The sequence below is a fragment of the Mucilaginibacter achroorhodeus genome, assembly GCF_007846095.1.
GTDB lineage: Bacteria > Bacteroidota > Bacteroidia > Sphingobacteriales > Sphingobacteriaceae > Mucilaginibacter > Mucilaginibacter achroorhodeus.
The window spans coordinates 20164-41353 of sequence record NZ_VOEI01000006.1 but is presented as its reverse complement, the minus strand read 5'-3'; the positions used below and the strand labels follow the sequence as shown (position 1 = coordinate 41353).

Here is a 21190-nt window from a genome sequence, read left to right as displayed (position 1 = left end):
GTTTCTCCAGAGGTTTATTATCTTAGAGGCAAACCTAATGTATGAAAGTCGCAATCATCATTCTTATCGTACTCTATTTTCTTATCAGAAAATCAAAAAGCAAAACAGGTGTTAGCAAGCGTCCTTTAACAGGAAAACCATCTCTTGTAATTTCAAATGATAAAATAATACTGATAAGCAATGCTACTTTGGATGAAGTAAAAAAGGCTTTAAAGGACTTTTGTAATCAGTATAATCAAGAGGATTATGCTGCGCTGCCAAGAGTTTACTCATTATTTGGATCAGAGTATACAGTAACCTTTCCATACAATATCGATCTAACTACATTTTGTTTTGCTGTAAATTATTTAGCTTATCCGGTAGACATCAAGTGGAAAGCCGAAATTCATGGTTGGTCAACCGTCAGCAAAAATGAGGGAATTGATCAGGAGGATTTAGAGGGTAAAGTTTGTATGTTCTACCTGGTGGATGATAAAGAATATGACAACGTTTATCTCACATCGTCAGACAATTTTTGCTACAAAATTCCTTTTACAAACTTCAAACCGAAAGCAATAACTCCACCCATTGAGCTTTTCAGAAATCTTCCTCAAAAGTTGGCAGATTTAAGTCACTTGCCTTACGAAGATATTGAGTAGCACCCATCATTATTTAGCAGCGCCAGCGTTATGACTGTTTATGATTAACATGAACATTCAAAATATCACCTTCGGCAGTGGCTGCTTCTGGTGCACCGAGGCAATTTTCCAAAGTGTTAAAGGCGTCGTTTCGGTCAAATCGGGCTATATGGGTGGTACGGTGAAGTATCCTACCTATATGGAGATTTCGAATGGCAACACCGGCCATGCTGAGGTAGTACAAGTGGAATTTGATGGCGATATTGTTTCACTGGACGAACTCTTGCTGTTTTTCTTTAAAACTCACAACCCGACAAGCCTTAACCGCCAGGGTGGCGATATCGGCACACAGTACCGCAGTGTGATCTTTTATCATGATGACAGGCAAAAGCGCGCGGCTGAGGCCATGATGAAACGCCTTGCCGATGAACAGCTTTTTGATAAACCTATCCTTACAGAAATAAGCCCGGCATCTGAGTTTTACCAAGCCGATAATCACAATCAAAACTATTACATTACAAATCCATTAAAGCCATACTGTACCGTTGTTATTCATCCCAAATTGAATAAGTTTGTGAAAGAATTTACGGATAAAATAAAGCCCGAATTACTGTAAGGGCTACAAGCTTTCGTTATGAAAAAAAGTATCGGTCTGGTGTGCGCAAGTGCAATTTTATTAGCTGCCTGCTCTCCACCAAAACAAACGCAACAAGGTATTTCATTAGCCAATGGCGGCAAGGTGTGGGCCTCTTTGTGGCAGCAGCGCGCTGCAGAATATAAAGCACTTTGTTTCCAGGCCTATAATTTGGCTAAATTAAGATTAGATGAAGCACTGGCTAAGTCTTCGGGCAATAACAAACCCATGGCCGTTGTAACAGATATAGACGAAACTTTGTTAGATAACAGTCCATACGACGCCATGCGCGCTTTGAATAACCAGGAATACACATTAGATACCTGGAAAACCTGGACGGCAAAGGCTGATGCTGATACCGTACCAGGCGCGCCTGCATTTTTTAAATATGCGGCATCAAAAGGTGTTCAGGTGTACTACATCACCAATCGCGACGAAAGCGAACGGGAAGGCACTACAAAAAACCTGCAGAAATATGGCCTTCCGTATACCGATGCCGCACATATCTTTCTAAAAAACGGCCCATCAAGCAAGGAAGCGCGCCGCCAGCAGGTTGCAGCTAAATGCGATATAGTTTTACTGTGCGGAGATAACCTGCCGGATTTTGACAAGGTTTACGATGACAAACGCCCGGAAGCAGAACGTACGGCTGCCACCGAGCGACTGAGAAAAGAATTCGGAAGCAGGTATATTGTAATCCCTAATCCATCCTATGGCGATTTTGAAAGCGCATTGTTCAAATACAATTACAAACTCAGCGGCGCCCAAAAAGATTCCGTTATAAAGGCGAATATCAAGTTAGAAAAGCAATAATCAGGCAGCCCGATTTGTGTCAGGCTATTTTATTATTCACCATTTTGATAATTTCTTTTTCTGCTTCTACAGCGGCATTTTCCAGTTCAGCTCCCTTACTCAAAACTTTGGCAACATAAGCCTTGTCATTATAACCTGATGCGTTAATTTTCACATTCATAAAAGCACCTAACACTGCAGACCGCGCACATAAGGCAGCCACACCTGCATCCGTAACAGAATTTGGATTTCCACCCTCAACCATTGCTTTAATAAGGCCGAAACTTTCTACTGCAACCTCCATCACTTTAAAGGGAACTTCAATGGCATACTTTGTTGCAGACTGAATGGAGGCTGTACGTGCAGCTTTTTCATCGTCGGTTGATTTAGGTAGCGAGAAAGCTTCCATGATCTGGTTAAAAGCAGCTGTATCCTTATCTACCAGGCCCAGCAATTCATCTTTATAGCGTTGCCCCTGCTCTGCCCAGTTGCTAAACTCTTCCCATCGGCTGTCCCATCCTTTTTTGTGAGATGAAAGATTAGCTACCATGGTAGCTAATGATGCCCCCAATACACCCAGGTAAGCCGATATGGAACCACCACCAGGGGCCGGGCTTTCACTTGCAGTTTCATCAGCGAAACCGGTTAAACTCAAGCCGATCAATTTACTGTCGGCCTGATCTTTCAAAAGGTATTCGATGATCCTCTCTTGCGGTTTGAATGGCCCCAACTCATCCAGCCCCATTGATTTAATGGCGATTTTGACCAGCTCGCTTTCGCTGACGCCTACCGATCTTTTTTGCTTACGCAGAAAATATTTACCTGCCTCAAGCATCGCCTTGAGCGGTATTAAACCTACCAGTTCGCTGCCTGTAACACGGATGCCTCGCTCGTTAGCTTTCTTGCAAACCTCGTCAAAGGCCATGTGCACAGGCGTAACCTCAATATTGGTCAGGTTCATAGAGATCTGCGCAATACCGTATTCTTCAATATACCAGCCAATCGCCTTTACACTTTTAAGCGAACCGGGGATGCTTTTGGGTTTACCGTTCTCGTCGGTGACGATATTACCTGTTACCGGGTCGCCCTCACGCATGGTGCGGCCAGCCTCGCGAACATCAAAGGCTATTGCGTTTGCCCTACGGGTTGAGGTAGTGTTTAAGTTAACGTTATATGCAACCAAAAAATCGCGCGCACCAATTACCGTAGCACCGCGCTTCACATCATTTTCTGCCGGGCCAAAATCAGGCGCCCATTCGGGCTGTTTGATCTTCTTGAAGAAACTCTCGTATTCCCCCGCACGGATGATAGATAAATTGCTGCGGCTTTTATTGGGTTGTGCGTATTCATACAAATAAGCAGGTATTTGTAACTGCTCGCCAACACGTTTGGCCAATTTCACGGCATACTCAGCCGTTTCTTCCATGCTGATATTGGCAATAGGTATCAGCGGGCAAACATCAGTTGCACCCATACGTGGATGCTCCCCTTTTTGCTTGCTCATATCAATTAGCTCACCAGCTTTCTTAATGGCCCTAAAAGCGGCCTCTATCACCTGCTCGGGTTCGCCAACAAAAGTTACCACCGTACGGTTGGTAGCCTTGCCTGGGTCAACATTTAACAAACGTACACCATCAACAGATTCAACCTCATCGGTTATCTGTTTAATGATGCCCATATTTACCCCTTCGCTAAAGTTGGGTACGCATTCAATTAATTTCTTCATATTATGATTTCATTAGGTCATTCTTTAATTCCCTCCCTTGGGAGGGGTGCGCCGGGCTGTGTTATGGCGGGGAGGGGTTCCTGCATTTGCAAACCGTAATAACCCCTTCCTACACCTTCCCGAGGGAAGGAATCGCACAAGCCCTACGCTTTATTTCCGCCAGTCCACACTGCCACCGGCTTCATCTTTCCCTGGTAATATAAGATCTCCCGGTAATCGGCGCATGGGTATGATTGCATATCTGCCACCATACCAGGCGATAATATACCACGGTTGTTTATTTTTAGCGCCGCTGCTGCACGGTAAGTTAACCCTGCGAATACTTCTGCAGCGGATAGCTTTTCTGCGGCGCTCATCACGGCAGCCTGCATCAGCAGGTCGCCCATGGGTGCCGAGCCTGGGTTCCAGTCGCTGGCAATAGCGAGGCAGGCACCTGCATCAAGCAACTTGCGGGCAGGCGGATAATTCATGCCTAAGCCTAACGATGCACCAGGCAAGGCCACGGCCACCGTATCACTCTCCGCCAGTAATTTTATTTCGGCTTCGCCGGATGCTTCCAGGTGATCGGCAGAAACAGCACCAACCTCAACCGCTACCTTACTACCGCCCATGGTAAACTGATCTGCGTGAACGGTAACATCAAACCCCAATGCTTTGGCTTTAGTTAAATAATTCAACGCGTTATCGGCACTAATGGCGCTTTGTTCGATAAATATATCAACCCTGTTAGTTAATTGTTCATCTTTTATTTTAGGCAAAAGCTCATTCAGGATCAAAATCAAATATTCCTCTTGCGAACCACTAAAATCTTTAGGCACCATGTGTGCAGCCAGGCAGGCGGGTATCAATTTAGCTTTAGTTTGTGCAGATGCCGCTTTAATTGCATGCAGCTGTTTCAACTCTTCCTGTAAAGATAATCCATAACCACTTTTCACCTCTATGGTAGTTACACCTTCAGCAAGGTGCCGGTTAGCACGTTGTATGAGAGTTTCGGTCAGTTCCTTTTTGGTCGCGTTACGTGTTTGGGTAACCGTATCCCAAATGCCGCCCCCGGCATTGGCTATCTCCAGGTAAGTTTTACCTGCAATGCGCATGCTGTAATCCTTAGCGCGGTTACCAGCAAAACAAATATGCGTATGGCAATCTACAAAGCCGGGCAACAAAACCTGCGGCCCAATAGTTTCCTCAATTTGTGCCGATGGGTTGGCTTTTCGCAGTTCGTCAAAATCGCCAATGGCTAATATAATTCCGTTCTCAGTTAATACTCCGCCGTTATGGATGATGTTTAGTTGCTCATCGTCAAGCCTACCTTTGAGCGGCAAGCCATCAAGCGGTAATATTTGTGTGAATGGGCCGGTTAGTTTCATGTATTATTTACTTACCTCATTGCAAGTAGCGATGGCAATGACGCGTTTGTTTCTATCGTTTTTTATTAATGACTCAATGACTTAACGCCCCAATGACTCAAATCACCACACCTTCAATCCAAACCTTTCACCCCATTCAGCAGCTTTATCATAACCTGCATCAGTGTGGCGGAAGATACCCATTGCCGGATCGTTATGTAGCACACGTTTAAGGCATTCTGCGGCGCGTGGAGTGCCATCGGCCACCACCACCATACCTGCGTGTTGCGAATAACCTATCCCCACGCCCCCACCATGATGGAATGAAACCCATGTTGCCCCACCAGAAGTGTTGGCCATCAGGTTAAGCAGCGGCCAGTCTGATACTGCGTCCGTGCCATCTTTCATTGCCTCCGTTTCCCTGTTGGGTGAAGCCACAGAGCCACAATCCAGATGGTCCCTGCCGATAACTATCGGTGCCTTTACTTTTCCGGTTGCCACGAGGTCGTTGAATATCAGGCCCGCTTTTTCCCTCTCGCCCATACCGAGCCAGCAAATGCGCGCAGGTAAGCCCTGAAATGCCACTTGCTTTTGCGCTTTCTCTATCCAATTGATTAGCGCAGTATTCTCAGGGAAAGCTTCCATCAAAGCTCTATCTGTCGTATAAATATCTTCGGGATCGCCGGATAATGCCACCCAGCGGAACGGTCCTTTACCTTCGCAAAATAGCGGGCGAATGAATGCGGGCGTGAACCCCGGGAAATTAAAAGCATCAGGTTCACCGCCCTGGCGGGCAAACTCGCGCAGGTTATTACCATAATCGAAAGTGATGGCACCTCTTTTTTGCAATTCCAGCATCAGCCCAACATGGCGGGCCATGCTTTTTAGCGACAACAATTTATATTGTTCGGGATCTGCTTTACGGAGATCAACTGCTTCGTCCAAACGCAAACCGTTCGGCACGTAACCATTTATCGGGTCATGCGCCGAGGTTTGGTCGGTAAGCATATCCGGCACTAAACCATCAGCTATCAATTTCTCAATCATATCGCCGGCATCGCTAACCAGGCCTACTGAAAGCGGCTCGCCCTTTGCCATGGCCGCTTTTACCAAGGCAATAGCTTCATCGTATGAATGGGTAAGTCGGTCGATATACTTACTTTCAATACGTTTCTGAATGCGGCTTTCATCTACATCGGCACCCAGGAAAACTGCGCCTGCCATGGTAGCTGCCAATGGCTGTGCGCCACCCATACCGCCCAAGCCCGCGCTAACAATTAGTTTACCACGCAGATCACCATTAAAATGCTGGCGACCGGCTTCAACAAAGGTTTCATAAGTGCCTTGCAATATACCTTGCGTTCCTATATAGATCCAGCTGCCCGCAGTCATTTGGCCGAACATCATCAAGCCCTCAGCGCGCAGTTTATTAAAATGCTCCCAGGTAGACCATGCCGGCACCAGGTTACTGTTGGCTATCAGCACACGTGGCGCCTGCGGGTGCGTGCGTACAATACCTACCGGCTTTCCCGATTGTACCAACAATGAATGGTGCTCATCCAACTCCAGCAATATCTCTATGATCTTTCGCAACGATTCGGGGTTACGTGCTGCTTGGCCTATACCGCCATAAACCACCAGTTCATCCGGGTTTTCGGCCACCTGTTTATCCAGGTTATTCAAAAGCATACGTAAAGGCGCCTCTGTTTGCCAGCTTTTAGCATGCAAACGGTTACCTATCGGCGCCTTGTAATGCGGATGGTTGGCGTGTGTATCAATAAATTCCGAACTCGTCATCGTCATTTAAATTAAGTTTATGGTTTTGGGCGGTTTGGTTAGCCAAGGATAAAAACTGCCCGCTTGTAATGAGTTTATGCAGGGCATTAATATCCGTAGCAAAGATCCTGTCCTCTTTTATCGCTGGCACATGTTCGCGCACTAATCGATAGCACGCCTCTATCATATTGGTTGATTGCAACGGCCTGCGAAACTCTAAAGCTTGTGTTGCATACAGCAACTCTATGGCCTGTATATATTCTATGTTATCGATGATCTGATGTAGCTTTCGCCCACTTATGGAACCCATGGAAACATGGTCTTCCTGTCCAAGCGAAGTCGGTACGCTATCGGCGCTCGCAGGGAAGCAAAGCGTTTTGTTCTCGGTTACCAAGGCCGCAGTAGTATATTGCGGGATCATCAAGCCGGAATTTAAGCCGGCATCACTGGTCAATAATTTGGGTAAACCGTATCGTCCTTCACTCATCAAGTAACAACGACGGTCGGCAATGTTGCCTAATTCTGCTGCCGCGATGGCTGCGTAATCCAGAGGAATAGCCATGGGTTGCCCGTGGAAGTTGCCACCGCTGATGGTATCGTCGGCATTAAAAACAATTGGGTTATCGGTAACGGAATTCAGTTCAATTTCCGTCATTTCCTTTAAATGCATCCAGGCATTGCGCGATGCACCATGCACCTGCGGCATGCAACGTAAGGAGTATGGGTCCTGCACACGGTCACAGTCTGCATGTGAGTTGCCAATTTCTGACCCTTGCAGCATAGCAGCCAGGCGTTTAGCCACATGTTTGGTACCCTTATACGGGCGAATAGCATGCAGGCGCTCATCAAACGGCTTAGCCGACCCCATCAAGCCCTCTAACGATACTGCACCAATGATATCAGCCGTGTCCAATATATTCTTTAAGCGCTCTACGCCTTTTACTGCAAAAGCAAGTATGAATTGCGTGCCGTTGATCAGTGCTAATCCTTCTTTAGGCCCAAGCGTTAACGGCTGCAAGCCATTATCTTTTAAAACCACATCAGCCGGTTTACGATTTCCGTCAACCAGCACCTCTCCCAAACCGATCAAAGGCAGAAAAAGATGTGACAATGGTGCCAGATCGCCTGACGCACCAACCGAACCTTTCTCCGGCACAACCGGTATCACATCATTTTCGATATGCCAGATAATGCGCTCCAAAGTTTGCAAGGCAATACCGGAAAAGCCCTGGGCCAAAGCGTGTACTTTGGTAATGAGCATCAGTTTAGCGGTCTCTTCGGGAATTGGGTTCCCTACGCCTACGCTATGGCTTTTTAAAATGTTACTTTGCAACAAACTGGTATCCAGCTCAGAGATGCGCGTATCACACAGCGGACCAAAACCAGTATTTATTCCATATACAGCTTCTGTACCATGAGCTATCTTTTCCACCTCGCGCCAGGATGTTTCAATGCGGATTTTAGCATCCTCACTGATTATTCCCTTTACCCTCCCCGCAGCAATATCAAGGCAGAGGCCAACACTTAAATGATCTATGCCGTAATTAAATGTTTTCATTGGAGATGGCGGCTTTAAGTTTATCGCCTACGTGGCCGGAAAGGTTGTAAGCGCGAAATGTATCTTCCATGGCGGTGATGGCAGGCAGCAGGTGTTCTATCTGTGTATCACTGGCTGCAAGCTCGGCCATGCTGGCGCTGATGGCATCCCATATAGGTAGGATCTGTTGCAGCAGGGCTTTACCTTTTTCTGTAAATTGTACCAGCTGGCGGCGGGCATCGTCGGGGTCGGCGGTGGTCTCCACCAGGTTGCGATTTTTGAGGTTGGTAATGAGTTGACTTGCCGCCGGGTGCGATACCTCGGTTTTATCGCTCAGTTCTTTTATCGACAGCGAATCATTCTGTGACAATAGATAAAAAACCGGGAACCAACTGGCATCAAACTCAATGCCTTCGCTCTGATAAATGCGGTTTATTTCACTTAAAAAAGCCTCGCTTAAACGCCGTAAGCGACTGCCCAAAACCAGGTAACCTAAATTCTGATACAAATTCATAATGCAATTTATATAAGCGCTTATATAAATGCAAGTTTATTTGTTCCACAAATTGATAAAGATTTATTGCTCTGTTAGTTGAGAGTTACAGTATGAGTAAATTTTGAGGATCTTTCCATCTCCCCCAAATTCATAAACGTCACATGAATGAACCAGGTTAACTGTTTTTCCTTCGCGGATAAATTCGGCACGACCGTAGATCGAGATCTTATCTCCGCCGTTCACAAGGCCAAACATCTCAAACTTGGTGGTGATGGTTTTAAAATACTCAGCTACCGATCTGCAGAACTTAAGTACTTCAGCTTTCCCGGTGATAGTCATCTTCTCTTCGTAGATCTGCCATTCTACATTTTCGGCGAGATGATCCTCAACCTCATCAAATTTTCCACCCGAGAAAAGTTGTACAACTTCTGTGTTGCTTTTCATTTTGCTTTCTATAAACCAGAATATTTTCTTCACTGTTAATTTACGTACAATATCGCCGCTTGACAAGCACCTTTATGAATTTAAAGTGTCTGTTTCAATGTATCACCCTTTTTACACCGTTAAAGCATATTTGTAAAGGTTTAAATTACATTTGCTGCATGAAAAAATACGCTTTAACACTAATACTTGGCTTGTTAGCGATAACGAGCTTCGCTGATAGTATCGATACCTTAAAAAAGAATGGCTATATGCTGATCGTATCCGGCAACGATGGTAATTTTGATAAGGCTTTACGTCAAAAATTGATCACTACATTTTTTGAGGTTTATCCGGGCATTGTTAAAGAATATAACAAGAATAGTCTTAAGACGGTAAACTTTTTTATTGACACCGCCTACCACGGCGTTGCCGCTACGGATAACGGCCGCGTGGTTTTTAGTGCTTCTTACATGACTAAACATCCTAATGATATTGATGTAGTTACCCACGAAGTGATGCACATAGTGCAAGATTATGGCAATACAAACGGCCCATGGTGGATCACAGAAGGCATTGCGGATTATGTGCGTAACGAGTACGGCATTGCTAACCAGGCGGCCGGTTGGAAACTACCCGATTACAAACCCACTCAAAATTTTGATAACAGCTACCGTATAACCGCTCGTTTCTTTACCTGGATAGAAAAACACGTGAAGAAAGGCACTATAAAAAAGCTTGACGATATTATGCGCAAACACACCTACAGCGAAAATACTTTTAAGCAACTGACAGGTAAAACTGTAGAAGAGTTATGGAGGGAATACGCTGCCAATCCAGTACTATAATTTAAGAGCGGGGAGCCGGGATTTTAGATCGTATTTGCTGACGTTGAGCTAAATTATGCAAAACTTTCTCCCTACATAAAAAAAGCATTGATGGCATAATTATTGGTTAACTAATAAGTAAAAAATCTATCATGAAAAATATCACAAAATTACTATTAGGAACCATTATAGTAACTGCTGCAGCATGTAGCGGTAACGGAAGCAATGGCACAGCAGACACGGATAGCTCAAAAAGTGTAATGAGCAACAGCACCGATGCTGCCATAGACAGCAACAAGAAAGAACTGGAATCAAAAGATTCTACTGAGCTAAAAGATGATGCGAAATTTATGGTTAATGCCGCTAACGGAGGTATGCTTGAAGTTACCCTCGGTAAACTTGCACAGCAAAAGGCATCATCAGCACAAGTAAAGGAATTTGGTGCCATGATGGTTTCCGATCACTCAAAAGCTAATGATGAGCTTAAAGCGTTAGCAGGTACCAAAGTGATCACGCTGCCTGCCATTTTATCAAACGATAAACAAAAAGATGTGGACGAGATGGCTAAATTGAGTGGTGCCGACTTTGATAAAAAATACATCGACTACATGGTGAAAGACCACAAAGAAGATGTAGAAGAATTTAAAAAGGAAGCCACTGATGGTAAAGATGCAGAGATCAAGGCTTTTGCAGCCAAGCATGTACCTATTTTGCAGCACCATTTAGAAGCTGCTGAAAAAGCACAGGCAGCAGTGAAAAAATAAGTATTAGCCTTCGCTTTAATACGAGGTATATAAACAGCAAGAGCCGCAAATGCGGCTCTTGCTGTTTATAAGCATAATGTTCTTATTAATAGTGATATCTTACAAAAGCTTCCATGGCTGCATACTCTGCCATACCTAATTTATCGTATGATTGTGCAGTTTCGCGGTTACGGTCTTCTGCACGTACCCAAAACTCGCGTGCATCATCACCAGGGAATACAGGGCGGTCTTTTTGCGATTGGTGCTTAAAGATGGCGTTGCGTTTACGGATAACCTCGGCAGGTGAAAGGGGGACAGCCATCTCGATCTCATAGGTTGGGAATTCCTGCCATGCGCCGCGGTACATCCAAACCCAGCAATCCTTTACCCAATCTTCGGTTTCGCGCAGGCGGCGTAACGATTCAATGATGATATTGAAACAAACCACGTGCGTACCATGCGGATCGGCAAAGTCGCCGGCAGCAAAAACCTGATGTGGTTTTATTTTTTGCAACAGCTCCATTGTAAGCCTGATATCTTCTTCGCCAACCGAGTTTTTTTGTGTTTTACCGGTTTCATAAAAAGGCAAAGCCTGGAAATGGATATTACTATCAGGCAAACCTGCGTAGCGGGCACCGGCAATAGCTTCCGTTTTGCGGATAAAGCCTTTTACATCGCGTATCTCAGGTGTATCTATCTGGTTTGGTTTTTTGCTTGTCATAAACTCGCGCATCTCGGCGTATGTTTTTTTCATTGCTGAAACATCTTCGCCTACGCTCTCTTTAAAGTCGATAGCAAACTCAACAAAGCGCAAAACATCATCGTCCCAAACTGCTGTGTTGCCTGATGTTTGGTAGGCCACGTGCACATCGTGTCCCTGATCTACCAGGCGTATAAAGGTGCCACCCATTGATATCACATCATCATCAGGGTGCGGAGAGAATACGATAGACCTTTTGCGTGCAGGTTCAGCACGTTCAGGGCGCTGGCTGTCATCTGCACCCGGCTTACCACCCGGCCATCCGGTAATGGTGTGTTGTATCTGGTTAAATATATCGATGTTTATCTGGTAAACAGGGCCCTTATCTACGGCCAGCTGCGCCATACCGTTGTTATTATAATCTTCTTCCTCCAGTTTAAGGATAGGTTTGTTCACGGCGCCAGAAAGCCATATAACGGCCTTTTTGATCAACCTCTCGTCCCAAACGCAATCTTTAACCAACCAAGGTGTATCAAAACGAGTAAGCTGCGAAGCTGCATCAACATCCAATACAAATTCTACGTGATCTGATAATTGCAGGAAAGTTGCCGGCACCTCGCTTGATATCTCCCCCTCAACTGCCTGGCGAATGATTGGCGCTTTTTTAGCGCTCCAAGCCATCAGGATAATTTCGCGTGCCTTAAAGATGGTGCCCACACCCATGGTTATAGCTTTGGTAGGCACATTCTCTTTACCACCAAAGTCGCGGGCAGCATCACGGCGGGTAAGATCATCCAAAGTAACCAAACGGGTACCGGAGTTTGGTGCCGAACCTGGCTCGTTGAAACCGATGTGACCGGTACGGCCTATACCTAATATTTGCAGGTCTAAACCACCAAGTTCTTCTATCTTATGCTCGTAAGCCAAACAAAAAGCAGCAACATCATCCGGAGCAAGCGTACCATCAGGGATGTGTACATTGGCTTTATCTACATCGATGTGATCGAATAGGTTTTCGTTCATGAAGGTAACGTAGCTTTGATCAGCATCCGGCTTCATAGGGTAGTATTCGTCAAGGTTAAAAGTGATCACATTTTTAAAAGATAACCCTTCCTCTTTGTGCAAACGCACCAATTCAGCATATACCCTAATCGGGGTAACACCGGTAGCCAAACCTAATACGGCTTTTTGGCCTGCTGCCTGTTTGCTACGGATAAGATCGGCTATGCGTTGCGCAACTGCAATCGAGGCTGCCTTCTGGTCCGAGTAGACCGTAACCGGCAGCTTCTCGTACCGGGTTTCTTCTAATAAATTTAATCTTGCCATAATGGGGTTTATTTGTGTTGAATATCTTAAAAAAATCAGGTCAAAAAAAATCCTCACTTAAAAGTGAGGATTTACAACCAATAAACTAAAATTGTTGCCCTTTCTCAAGGACGAATACGCTATATCATATGATGGGTTTAATAACTTCATCAGTGCAAACTTAGTAAATGTGTAAACATTAAGCAAAATACTTTTTAAAAAAATTTAAAAAGCTGATTTGAGTGCTTGTTCAAGGTCTTTTATCAGATAATCCGGTTCTTCCAAACCAACATACATTCGTATCAGCTGATGGCGCGGGTTCTGCTTATCATAATCCTTTATGCTTACCCCCGCAACAGCAGGTATAATTAAACTCTCGTGCCCTCCCCAGGATACCGCCATTAATACATGTTTGAGGCTGTTACAAAATGCTTCGATCTTTTCTATCGAAGCACCCTTGAGCGTAAAGCTGAATAAGCCCCCGCAACCTTGCATTTGCTGTTCGGCAAGCTCGCGTTGCGCAAATTCTTCATCAAACGGCCAAAGTACCTGGTCTACTCGGGGGTGTTGCTTTAACCAGGTAATAATCTTTTTAGTTGTTTCAAAACTGCGCTCCAGGCGCAACGGCAGTGTACGCAATCCCCTGATAAGCAGCCATGCCGAATGTGGTGAAAGCGCAGCACCGGTATTTAAAAACTCATGATCGAATATCCGTTTGATCAATGCTTTGCTACCTGTTAGCACGCCCGCCACCACGTCAGAGTGCCCGCCAATATATTTGGTTGCCGATTGCGCTACCAGATCGATCCCCAACTTTATGGGCTGTTGATATAATGGTGTACAATAGCTATTATCTATCATGGTGATGATATTGCGTTGCTTTGCGATAGCTGCAACGGCAGTAAGATCCTGCAGATCATAACTAAAAGTATTGGGGCTTTCCAGATAGATCAGCCTGGTGTTGGGCTGTATAGCTTGCTCGATATTTGCCGTATCGGTACCATCAACAAAGGTAGTGCTGATGCCGTATTTGCTGAGGAAGTTGTTAAAGAGTTTGATGGTCCAGCTGTAAGGATTTTCTATAGATACAATATGGTCGCCGTGTTTAAGCAGGGCAAGTATGGGCACAGTGATAGCCGCAATACCGCTGCCGAACACTAAAGCATCTTCGGCACCATCAAGTGCAGCCAGCTTTTTTCGCAGGATGTTCAAAGTGGGGTTTTGCCCACGTGAGTACAGCGTTGCCTCAAATTCATCTGTAAGCGCTTCCCTAAAACCGGCAACCGTTTTAAAGGTAAAATTACTGCTTTGGATAATTGGCGGCGCTACGGCATTAAAGTATTGGTCGCGCTCTTCGCCAAGTTCGTTTAGGATATAAGAAATGTCCATTATTTACTCAGGTTGAATGGTTTTTGGTTTGCGAGCGCCCAGGTAATAAATGCCCAGCCCCAGGGCATAGGCAGCGAGGCACCAGAAAGCTGCGAATGGATTTTCTTTAAACGTGATGAAGATATTGATGGTGACAAACCAATAAGCCAATATAAAGATCACCGGGATAAGCGGAAACCATTTGATGGTGTAAATGCCGCTAGTATCGAGGTCTTTTGTACGCTTGCGTAAAATGAAGATGGTTAAGGCGCAAAGCGAAAGCCCGATGGTATCAAAGAACATCACATACTTAAGCATCTGGCTAAATGAATCTACAAAGAAAAGGATGATTAATGCCGCAGCTACAAACACCGTCATCCCAAATTCCTGTACCTGTGTCTTGGGATTTACACGCTTAAAAATCTGCGGTAGTATGCCGTCTTCGGCCATGGCGTAGTAAACGCGCGGATTGGCCAGGATATTCACATTTACATACCCAAGCACGGAAACAAACATCAGTATAGATGTGATCTTGTATCCAGTTGGCCCGAATATTACCCCTGCCAGCTTAGCTGCCAGTGTGTGCGTTTGTTGCAGCCCGCCAATGCCTAAAACAGCATAATAAGCATAATTGATAGCCAGGTATAATGCTATGACCGTACTGATGCCAAATACAATGGCTTTTGGGATGTTAGTTTTTGCATTAATGATATCGCCACCAAAATTGATGGTTTGCTGGTACCCTCCGTAAGTAAAAAATACCGCCACCAGGCTAAGGCCAAATGCAGTTATCATGTTGCCGCCCTGCGCAGGAGCTGCTGCAACTACCGGAGCGGTAGCGTCACTTTTAAAAATAGCGGTGCAAAGCACCAAAACAGCAACAACCTTGAATATGGTAAGCACGTTTTGTGCGCGTGCACTCATCTTTATGCCCAAAAAGTTTATAACGTATAACACAAGTACTGTTAAAATAGTGGTAAGCTTTGTACCAACCTGGTTTTGCAAACTGGCAGGCAACAGGATAGGATTAATATATTCGGCGCCCAGCAAAGCGACGGCTGCCACAGATGATGCATTACTTATAACCAGAACCCAGTTGATCATGAACGCAAATGCCGGGTGATAACAATACGAAAATACCTTATAAAAACCACCGGTAGTTGGGTAGCGTGCGCCTATCTCCGCAAAAGTAAGTGCGCCGCATAAGGTCACCAACCCGCCAAATATCCAGGCCCCGAAAAATATCCATGCGTTACCGGCCTTTACAGCTACATCGCTTGGGCTGCCAAATATGCCCATACCAATCACCAGGCTAATTACAATCATGCTGAGGTCAAAGCGGTTAAGCCGTGGTTGGATACTCATTATTACCTATGCGTTTATTTTTTAAATTTATATTTTATATTTATTGCAAATTATAGCAAAAAGCCTTTACTTAGATAGCTGAAGCTACCGCGCCTTATTAAACTATTGTGAAGCAATTTAAACAAATATTACTTACGGGTATATTGATGTTTGCGTTTAAAGCTTATGTTTTTTCACAAGCTCGTAAAACGCATTATGCTTCTGCAAGGGCACAAAAACAAGTGACTCCTCCGCAGCGCCAGCAAGGTAGTGCACAATTAAAAGCTTTTCAGCAATTGGCCGCTGATGCCAACGTTTCATTCACTTTTCCGCAAGGCTTCAAAGAGCTAAAAGCGCCTAACAACGAGGATGTATCGTTTGACTACGCCATGGAATTACCAGGTAAAGAGTTTGAGATATGGTTTAGGGTGCGTTCGCTTAAAGAAAACTGGGCTGCTTACGAAAAAACCACCGTTAGCTATGCTGACAGGCCGGATAACCCCGACTCTTTATACATAGCTATGGGTAAGGCGCAGGCTACAGCTTTTGCCGGCGATAATCCCATTCTTTCACGCAGTATTCCGGCTAACATGGTAGCGCGTTACAATGGCGATGCCGGGCGCTCTTACATGATAAACTTACCCGACGAAGCGTTGACCAAACATTACCGTTATGCTTTATTATTAACGTTGCAAAAAGATCATACCGGCAGCATTATGGTGGTTTGTTTCTCTAACCAGCGTGGGCCCGAGTTTTTTAAGAACATTGACAAAGCCAGCAACTGTATCAAATTTAAGCCCTGATTTTCCTGGTGTTAATATGTTAAGATATTTAGATGCGATTTAAGTATTCGTATCTTATTTTTGCAAATAGCGCATTATGCGCCTTCCAATTTTATTATGGCAGAGAATGTAAATTATAACGACGATAGTATCCGTTCGCTCGACTGGAAAGAACATATCCGTTTAAGGCCGGGCATGTACATTGGTAAGCTTGGCGATGGCTCTGCTTATGATGATGGGGTATATGTTTTGCTGAAAGAGATAGTGGATAACTCTATCGATGAGTTTGTGATGGGATCGGGCAGGACCATCGAAATCAATATGAGCGATCACAAAGTCTCTGTACGCGATTATGGCCGTGGTATACCATTGGGCAAGGTGATAGATTGTGTATCTAAGATCAACACCGGTGGTAAATACGATAGTAAAGCATTCCAGAAATCGGTTGGTTTAAATGGTGTAGGTACTAAAGCTGTTAATGCACTTTCTACTAACTTTATTGTTCAGAGTTACCGCGATGGACGCACTAAAATTGCTGAGTTTGAGAAAGGTGAGCTGGTTCGCGAGGATCCGGAAAAAGATACCACCCAGCGCAACGGTACTGCCATAAACTTTATGCCCGATAACAGCATTTTTCGCAACTACCGCTTTATCCCGGAGTTTGTGGAGAATATGATATGGAACTACGTTTTCCTTAACTCGGGGCTTACCATCAACTTTAACAACCAAAAATATTTTTCGGAACGCGGCCTTTATGACCTGCTTACCCGCAATGCTGACGCCGAAAACCTGCGCTATCCGATCATCCACCTTAAGGGTGAGGATATTGAGATAGCCATGACGCACGGCCAATCATACGGCGAAGAATATTATTCATTTGTGAACGGCCAGCACACCACCCAGGGTGGTACGCACCAGGCGGCCTTTCGCGAGGCGGTGGTTAAAACCATCAGGGAATTCTACAAGAAAGAGTTTGATGCAGCCGACATCCGCGCATCGATAGTGGCCGCAATTGCAGTTAAGGTACAGGAACCGGTTTTTGAATCGCAGACCAAAACCAAGTTGGGCTCGCAAAACGTTGGCCCGGATGGACCATCGGTGCGCGGTTTTATCAACGACTTTCTAAAAAAAGAACTCGATAATTATCTGCACAAGAATCCTGCAACAGCAGATGCATTGCTAAAACGGATATTGCAATCAGAACGCGAACGTAAAGATATTGCCGGTATTAAAAAACTTGCTAACGATCGCGCCAAAAAAGCATCATTACACAACCGTAAACTGAGGGATTGCAAACTGCATTTTGATGACAACCACGAGCGTAAGCAGGAAACAACGCTGTTTATCACCGAGGGTGATTCGGCCAGCGGATCAATCACCAAATCGCGCGATGTAATGACGCAAGCGGTATTCAGCCTAAAAGGCAAGCCGCTCAATTGCTTTGGCTTAACCAAAAAGGTGGTTTACGAGAACGAGGAATTCAACCTGTTACAGCACGCCTTGAATATTGAGGATGGCATTGATGTATTACGTTACAACAACATTGTTATAGCAACTGATGCCGATGTGGATGGTATGCACATCCGCTTACTGCTGATGACCTTCTTCCTGCAATTTTTCCCTGACCTGGTAAAGGCGGGGCATGTTTCCATCCTGCAAACGCCATTATTCCGCGTACGTAATAAAAAGGAAACTATTTATTGTTACAGCGACGAAGAGCGACGCAACGCCATTGCCAAACTGGGCAACAAGCCCGAGATAACCCGATTTAAAGGCTTGGGCGAGATATCGCCGGAGGAGTTTGGTCTGTTCATCGGTAAAGACATGCGCCTTGATCCGGTGATCCTTAAAAATGCCGACATCAAAGCATTGCTTGAATACTTTATGGGTAAAAACACCCCAACCCGCCAACAGCACATTGTAAATAACCTGCGCGTGGAGAAAGACGACGAAAGCGTTAACCCGCTGGTTGCCGAGAAATCGGACGATGTGGAATTAGCTGTAGCGGTGTAAAAATAACTTAGGATTATTCAATGACATACATGAGGCAATGAAAATTGTATTATCTGAACAACCAGGCCATATTGCAACTATTGAATTGATACTGATGAAATCAACAAGAGGAAATTATTTGTACGTAAAGACCAACAACTCCTACCAGCTTATCAAGTAGTGATGAGAGCGAAGTTATCTAATGGTAAATACCATCATTTATTTGAATGGATTGAGCCTGGTTTGGTAAAGTTGAAAGTTTAATAAATAACACTTATCTTGTATCCCCCATTCTTAAAAGAGCGGGGGATTTTTGTTACCAATAAAACAAAGCCCTCTCCTTTGGAGAGGGTTGGGAGAGGCTCAATGACAAACCACGAAATAAAAATAGATTTTAACGAATACGACTCGATCGGTGATTTAAACATACCTGATAAATTACTTTGCGAAGAAGCGGTGAAGGCTTTAGAAACTTCACACTCACCCTATTCAAAATTCAGAGTTGGTGTTGCGGTGCTGCTGCAAAGCGGCACCGTTTTACATGCCAGCAACCAGGAAAACGCAGCCTACCCATCAGGGCTTTGTGCCGAGCGGGTGGCGCTGTTCCATTGGGGAACATCTCATGCAGATGACCCTATTGTAGCCATGGCTGTTACTGCCCATACTAACGAATTTGAACTCACCAAGCCCATAACATCTTGCGGTGCCTGCCTGCAGGTAATGGCCGAATGTGAGAAAAGGCAACACCAACCGTTCAGGATATTGTTATATTGCATTGACGGCCCCGTGTGGGAAGTGAACGGCGTACAAAGCTTTTTGCCCTTCATGTTTTTTGAAGACCGCCTGATACAACAACCATAGCTATGAAAAAGTTAATTCTGTTATTTGTTCTGGCCTTTGCAGGCTTAGGCGCATACGCGCAAAAAGGTTTTCCGTTTGATAATGAGATCCGCGATTTCAAACACCAGGACAGCCTAAAGTTTCCGCCGAAGAATGGTATTTTGTTCATTGGCAGTTCATCGATACGTAAATGGACTGATCTGGAGCAACGCTTTGCAGGCAAAACCATAATCCGCCGTGGTGTAGGCGGCTGCACCATTGAGCAATTGGTAGATTACTATACACCCTATATTATGTATCCCTATCAGCCGCGTAAAATATTTATTTACGCCGGGGAGAACGACATTGCTGCAGGTAAAAGCGGCGAATTTACTGCACGCCAGTTTTACCAGCTATGGGCAATGATCAAACAGAACCTGCCAAATGCAGAGATCTATTACATGTCTATAAAGCCAAGTCCAAGCCGGGCCAAGTACTTCGCTGAGGTTAGCAGGGCTAACACGCTTATTAAGAATTTCATAAAAGGTAAACGCAAAAGCCATTACGTAGATGTGGCATCCGTTATCCTTGACCCTACAACCCAGCAACCGGATACCAGTTTGTTTGAAAGCGACATGTTGCATTTAAACAGTAAAGGTTATGATAAATGGCAGGCAGTGTTAAGTCCGTTAGTTAGGTAAAAACAACAAGCGTCATTGCGAGGTACAAAGCAATCTCATAGGACAGGCTTTTGAGATTGCCGCGTCGTCCCGATAGCCATCGGGGCTCGTTGCAATAACACTTTTAAGTTGTTTTAGCGTTCTTTATTAAAACAGAAAAGCCCCATAAAGGGGCTCATCTCACACTCAAACACTAAATAAAAATCAACTAAAAACGCTGTACACGTTTGTTATCTTCCAGCCGTTACCGGTGTTGGCAATGGTTACATAATTACTGCGTGTAAAACCGTTGTATTTCATATCCACTTTCACAACGGCTATGTGGCTGTTACTTTCAACCACTTCGGTATTGGTTGTGCAGGTTTGCTCAACATTTTTCTGCTCCTTTAAAAAGTCGGTCATTTGTTTTTTATCGAAACTCACAATTGATTTGCCTCTTAGTATGCTAAATTTAGCCGAAGCATCAACAACCTGGTTAAGGCCTTCGATTTTGCCGCGGGTCATGGCATCCAGGTAAGTATTAATAGCGTGTACACGGGTTAAATTTACGGCCGGTTCGTCGGCTTTTGCAAAGCTACATGTAATCATTAAAGCTACTACTGCGGTTAGGTTTCTTAAAGTTTTCATGGTATAAAAGTTTTGGTTTTAATTCTTGCTTGTTTATCTATAAGATGTGGTCAACTTACGTTTCGTTACACTCCTAAATGTTAAAATGGCTTATTTAACAAACATTTAACATCCCGCGCCGAAAATTTATATTTGAGATGATGATTGATTACACAACCGTAATACAGCAGTATGGAGAGAACGGCGACAAAACCGGATGGACCTTCGTCATCATACCTTCCCACATCGCCCAAGAAATATTACCTGGTAATAAAAGGGCTATGCGGGTACGTGGTTATCTGGACGAGTATCCTGTTTCGGGTATGTCAATGCTGCCTGCAGGAAAGGGTAATTTTATCCTGGCGCTTAAGGCAGAGGTACGCAAAGCCATACGTAAGGAGCGCGGTGCCATGTTGCGCTTGAGGTTGGAACACGACAAGGATTTTAAACTGGAGATGCCTGCTGAATTACAAGAATGTTTTGAGTTTGAACCGCCCGAAGCCCTTGCCTATTTTGATAGTTTATCCAAATCACATCAGGGCTACTTTTTCAAGTGGATAAATGATGCTAAAACAGAGCTAACCCGGGCCAACCGCATAGCAGCAACCATCAGCGCAGCAAATAGAAGGATGGATTACGGGGCGATGTTAAGGGAATTGAAGAAGTTAAGAGATTAAAGA

At 44.7% G+C, this 21190-nt stretch carries 21 protein-coding genes; 11 read left to right on the top strand and 10 right to left on the bottom strand.

Going from position 1 to position 21190, the window contains the following annotated elements; all coding sequences use genetic code 11:
• Positions 1–41 precede the first annotated feature (41 nt).
• The 3 genes from FPZ42_RS15340 to FPZ42_RS15330 are packed head-to-tail and all read left to right on the top strand — an operon-like array spanning position 42 to position 2064.
• On the top strand, positions 42–638 hold the full coding sequence (locus tag FPZ42_RS15340) for a hypothetical protein (RefSeq protein ID WP_146272692.1): 597 nt from the start codon (positions 42–44) through the stop codon (positions 636–638).
• Between the two features lie 49 nt (positions 639–687).
• Positions 688–1233, top strand: a complete 546-nt coding sequence (gene msrA, locus FPZ42_RS15335; protein ID WP_146272690.1) for a peptide-methionine (S)-S-oxide reductase MsrA — start codon at positions 688–690, stop codon at positions 1231–1233.
• A gap of 18 nt (positions 1234–1251) precedes the next feature.
• Positions 1252–2064, top strand: a complete 813-nt coding sequence (locus FPZ42_RS15330) for a 5'-nucleotidase, lipoprotein e(P4) family (RefSeq protein ID WP_146272688.1) — start codon at positions 1252–1254, stop codon at positions 2062–2064.
• Positions 2065–2083: 19 nt separating this feature from the next.
• Here the strand turns inward: FPZ42_RS15330 and ftcD are convergent, their stop codons facing one another.
• From ftcD to FPZ42_RS15300, 6 genes are all read right to left on the bottom strand, one after another.
• Entirely contained in the window at positions 2084–3769 is a 1686-nt protein-coding gene (ftcD, locus tag FPZ42_RS15325) for a glutamate formimidoyltransferase (protein WP_146272686.1), read from the bottom strand.
• A 143-nt stretch (positions 3770–3912) separates the two neighbouring features.
• On the bottom strand, positions 3913–5136 hold the full coding sequence (gene hutI, locus FPZ42_RS15320) for an imidazolonepropionase (protein ID WP_146272684.1): 1224 nt from the start codon (positions 5134–5136) through the stop codon (positions 3913–3915).
• Between the two features lie 102 nt (positions 5137–5238).
• A complete protein-coding gene (hutU, locus tag FPZ42_RS15315) occupies positions 5239–6912 on the bottom strand; it encodes a urocanate hydratase (protein WP_146272682.1) in 1674 nt (557 codons plus the stop codon).
• On the bottom strand, positions 6890–8449 hold the full coding sequence (gene hutH / locus FPZ42_RS15310) for a histidine ammonia-lyase (protein WP_146272680.1): 1560 nt from the start codon (positions 8447–8449) through the stop codon (positions 6890–6892). The genes hutU and hutH overlap by 23 nt, the downstream gene beginning before the upstream one ends.
• Positions 8436–8942 (bottom strand): MarR family winged helix-turn-helix transcriptional regulator, encoded by a 507-nt coding sequence (locus tag FPZ42_RS15305; RefSeq protein ID WP_146272678.1) that lies wholly within the window; start codon positions 8940–8942, stop codon positions 8436–8438. Before FPZ42_RS15305 ends, hutH begins: the two co-directional genes overlap by 14 nt.
• 63 nt (positions 8943–9005) lie before the next feature.
• On the bottom strand, positions 9006–9401 hold the full coding sequence (locus tag FPZ42_RS15300) for a nuclear transport factor 2 family protein (protein ID WP_146272676.1): 396 nt from the start codon (positions 9399–9401) through the stop codon (positions 9006–9008).
• Between the two features lie 125 nt (positions 9402–9526).
• Between FPZ42_RS15300 and FPZ42_RS15295 the strand changes: the two genes are divergently transcribed.
• Both FPZ42_RS15295 and FPZ42_RS15290 read left to right on the top strand, forming a co-directional pair.
• Positions 9527–10192, top strand: a complete 666-nt coding sequence (locus FPZ42_RS15295; protein WP_146272674.1) for a basic secretory protein-like protein — start codon at positions 9527–9529, stop codon at positions 10190–10192.
• Between the two features lie 131 nt (positions 10193–10323).
• Positions 10324–10935 (top strand): DUF4142 domain-containing protein, encoded by a 612-nt coding sequence (locus FPZ42_RS15290; RefSeq protein WP_146272672.1) that lies wholly within the window; start codon positions 10324–10326, stop codon positions 10933–10935.
• 85 nt (positions 10936–11020) lie between these two features.
• Here FPZ42_RS15290 and nagB read toward each other — a convergent pair whose 3' ends face one another.
• From nagB to FPZ42_RS15275, 3 genes are all read right to left on the bottom strand, one after another.
• Positions 11021–12940, bottom strand: a complete 1920-nt coding sequence (gene nagB / locus FPZ42_RS15285) for a glucosamine-6-phosphate deaminase (RefSeq protein WP_146272670.1) — start codon at positions 12938–12940, stop codon at positions 11021–11023.
• A gap of 204 nt (positions 12941–13144) precedes the next feature.
• The gene (locus tag FPZ42_RS15280) at positions 13145–14308 is read right to left on the bottom strand and encodes a trans-sulfuration enzyme family protein (protein WP_146272668.1); all 1164 of its coding nucleotides are present in this window, start codon (positions 14306–14308) and stop codon (positions 13145–13147) included.
• Positions 14309–14311: 3 nt separating this feature from the next.
• Entirely contained in the window at positions 14312–15652 is a 1341-nt protein-coding gene (locus FPZ42_RS15275) for an APC family permease (protein ID WP_146272666.1), read from the bottom strand.
• Between the two features lie 107 nt (positions 15653–15759).
• Here FPZ42_RS15275 and FPZ42_RS15270 point away from each other — a divergent pair, with 107 nt between their 5' ends.
• From FPZ42_RS15270 to FPZ42_RS15255, 5 genes are all read left to right on the top strand, one after another.
• Positions 15760–16434: a hypothetical protein gene (locus FPZ42_RS15270; RefSeq protein ID WP_146272664.1), complete on the top strand. Its 675-nt coding sequence runs from the start codon at positions 15760–15762 to the stop codon at positions 16432–16434.
• Positions 16435–16530: 96 nt separating this feature from the next.
• Positions 16531–18426, top strand: a complete 1896-nt coding sequence (locus FPZ42_RS15265) for a DNA topoisomerase IV subunit B (protein WP_146272662.1) — start codon at positions 16531–16533, stop codon at positions 18424–18426.
• 37 nt (positions 18427–18463) lie between these two features.
• Positions 18464–18586, top strand: a complete 123-nt coding sequence (locus tag FPZ42_RS19415) for a hypothetical protein (protein WP_261382316.1) — start codon at positions 18464–18466, stop codon at positions 18584–18586.
• A 185-nt stretch (positions 18587–18771) separates the two neighbouring features.
• Entirely contained in the window at positions 18772–19266 is a 495-nt protein-coding gene (locus FPZ42_RS15260) for a cytidine deaminase (RefSeq protein ID WP_146272660.1), read from the top strand.
• A 2-nt stretch (positions 19267–19268) separates the two neighbouring features.
• Complete coding sequence (locus FPZ42_RS15255; protein ID WP_146272658.1) at positions 19269–19925, top strand: GDSL-type esterase/lipase family protein; 657 nt, start codon at positions 19269–19271, stop codon at positions 19923–19925.
• A 183-nt stretch (positions 19926–20108) separates the two neighbouring features.
• On the opposite strand, the gene FPZ42_RS15250 is transcribed toward FPZ42_RS15255, so the two are convergent.
• Positions 20109–20531 carry a nuclear transport factor 2 family protein gene (locus tag FPZ42_RS15250; RefSeq protein WP_146272656.1) on the bottom strand — a complete coding sequence of 141 codons (423 nt, stop codon included), beginning with the start codon at positions 20529–20531 and terminating at the stop codon, positions 20109–20111.
• Positions 20532–20668: 137 nt separating this feature from the next.
• Here FPZ42_RS15250 and FPZ42_RS15245 point away from each other — a divergent pair, with 137 nt between their 5' ends.
• Positions 20669–21187, top strand: a complete 519-nt coding sequence (locus FPZ42_RS15245; RefSeq protein ID WP_261382315.1) for a YdeI/OmpD-associated family protein — start codon at positions 20669–20671, stop codon at positions 21185–21187.
• The last annotated feature ends 3 nt before the right edge of the window (positions 21188–21190 follow it).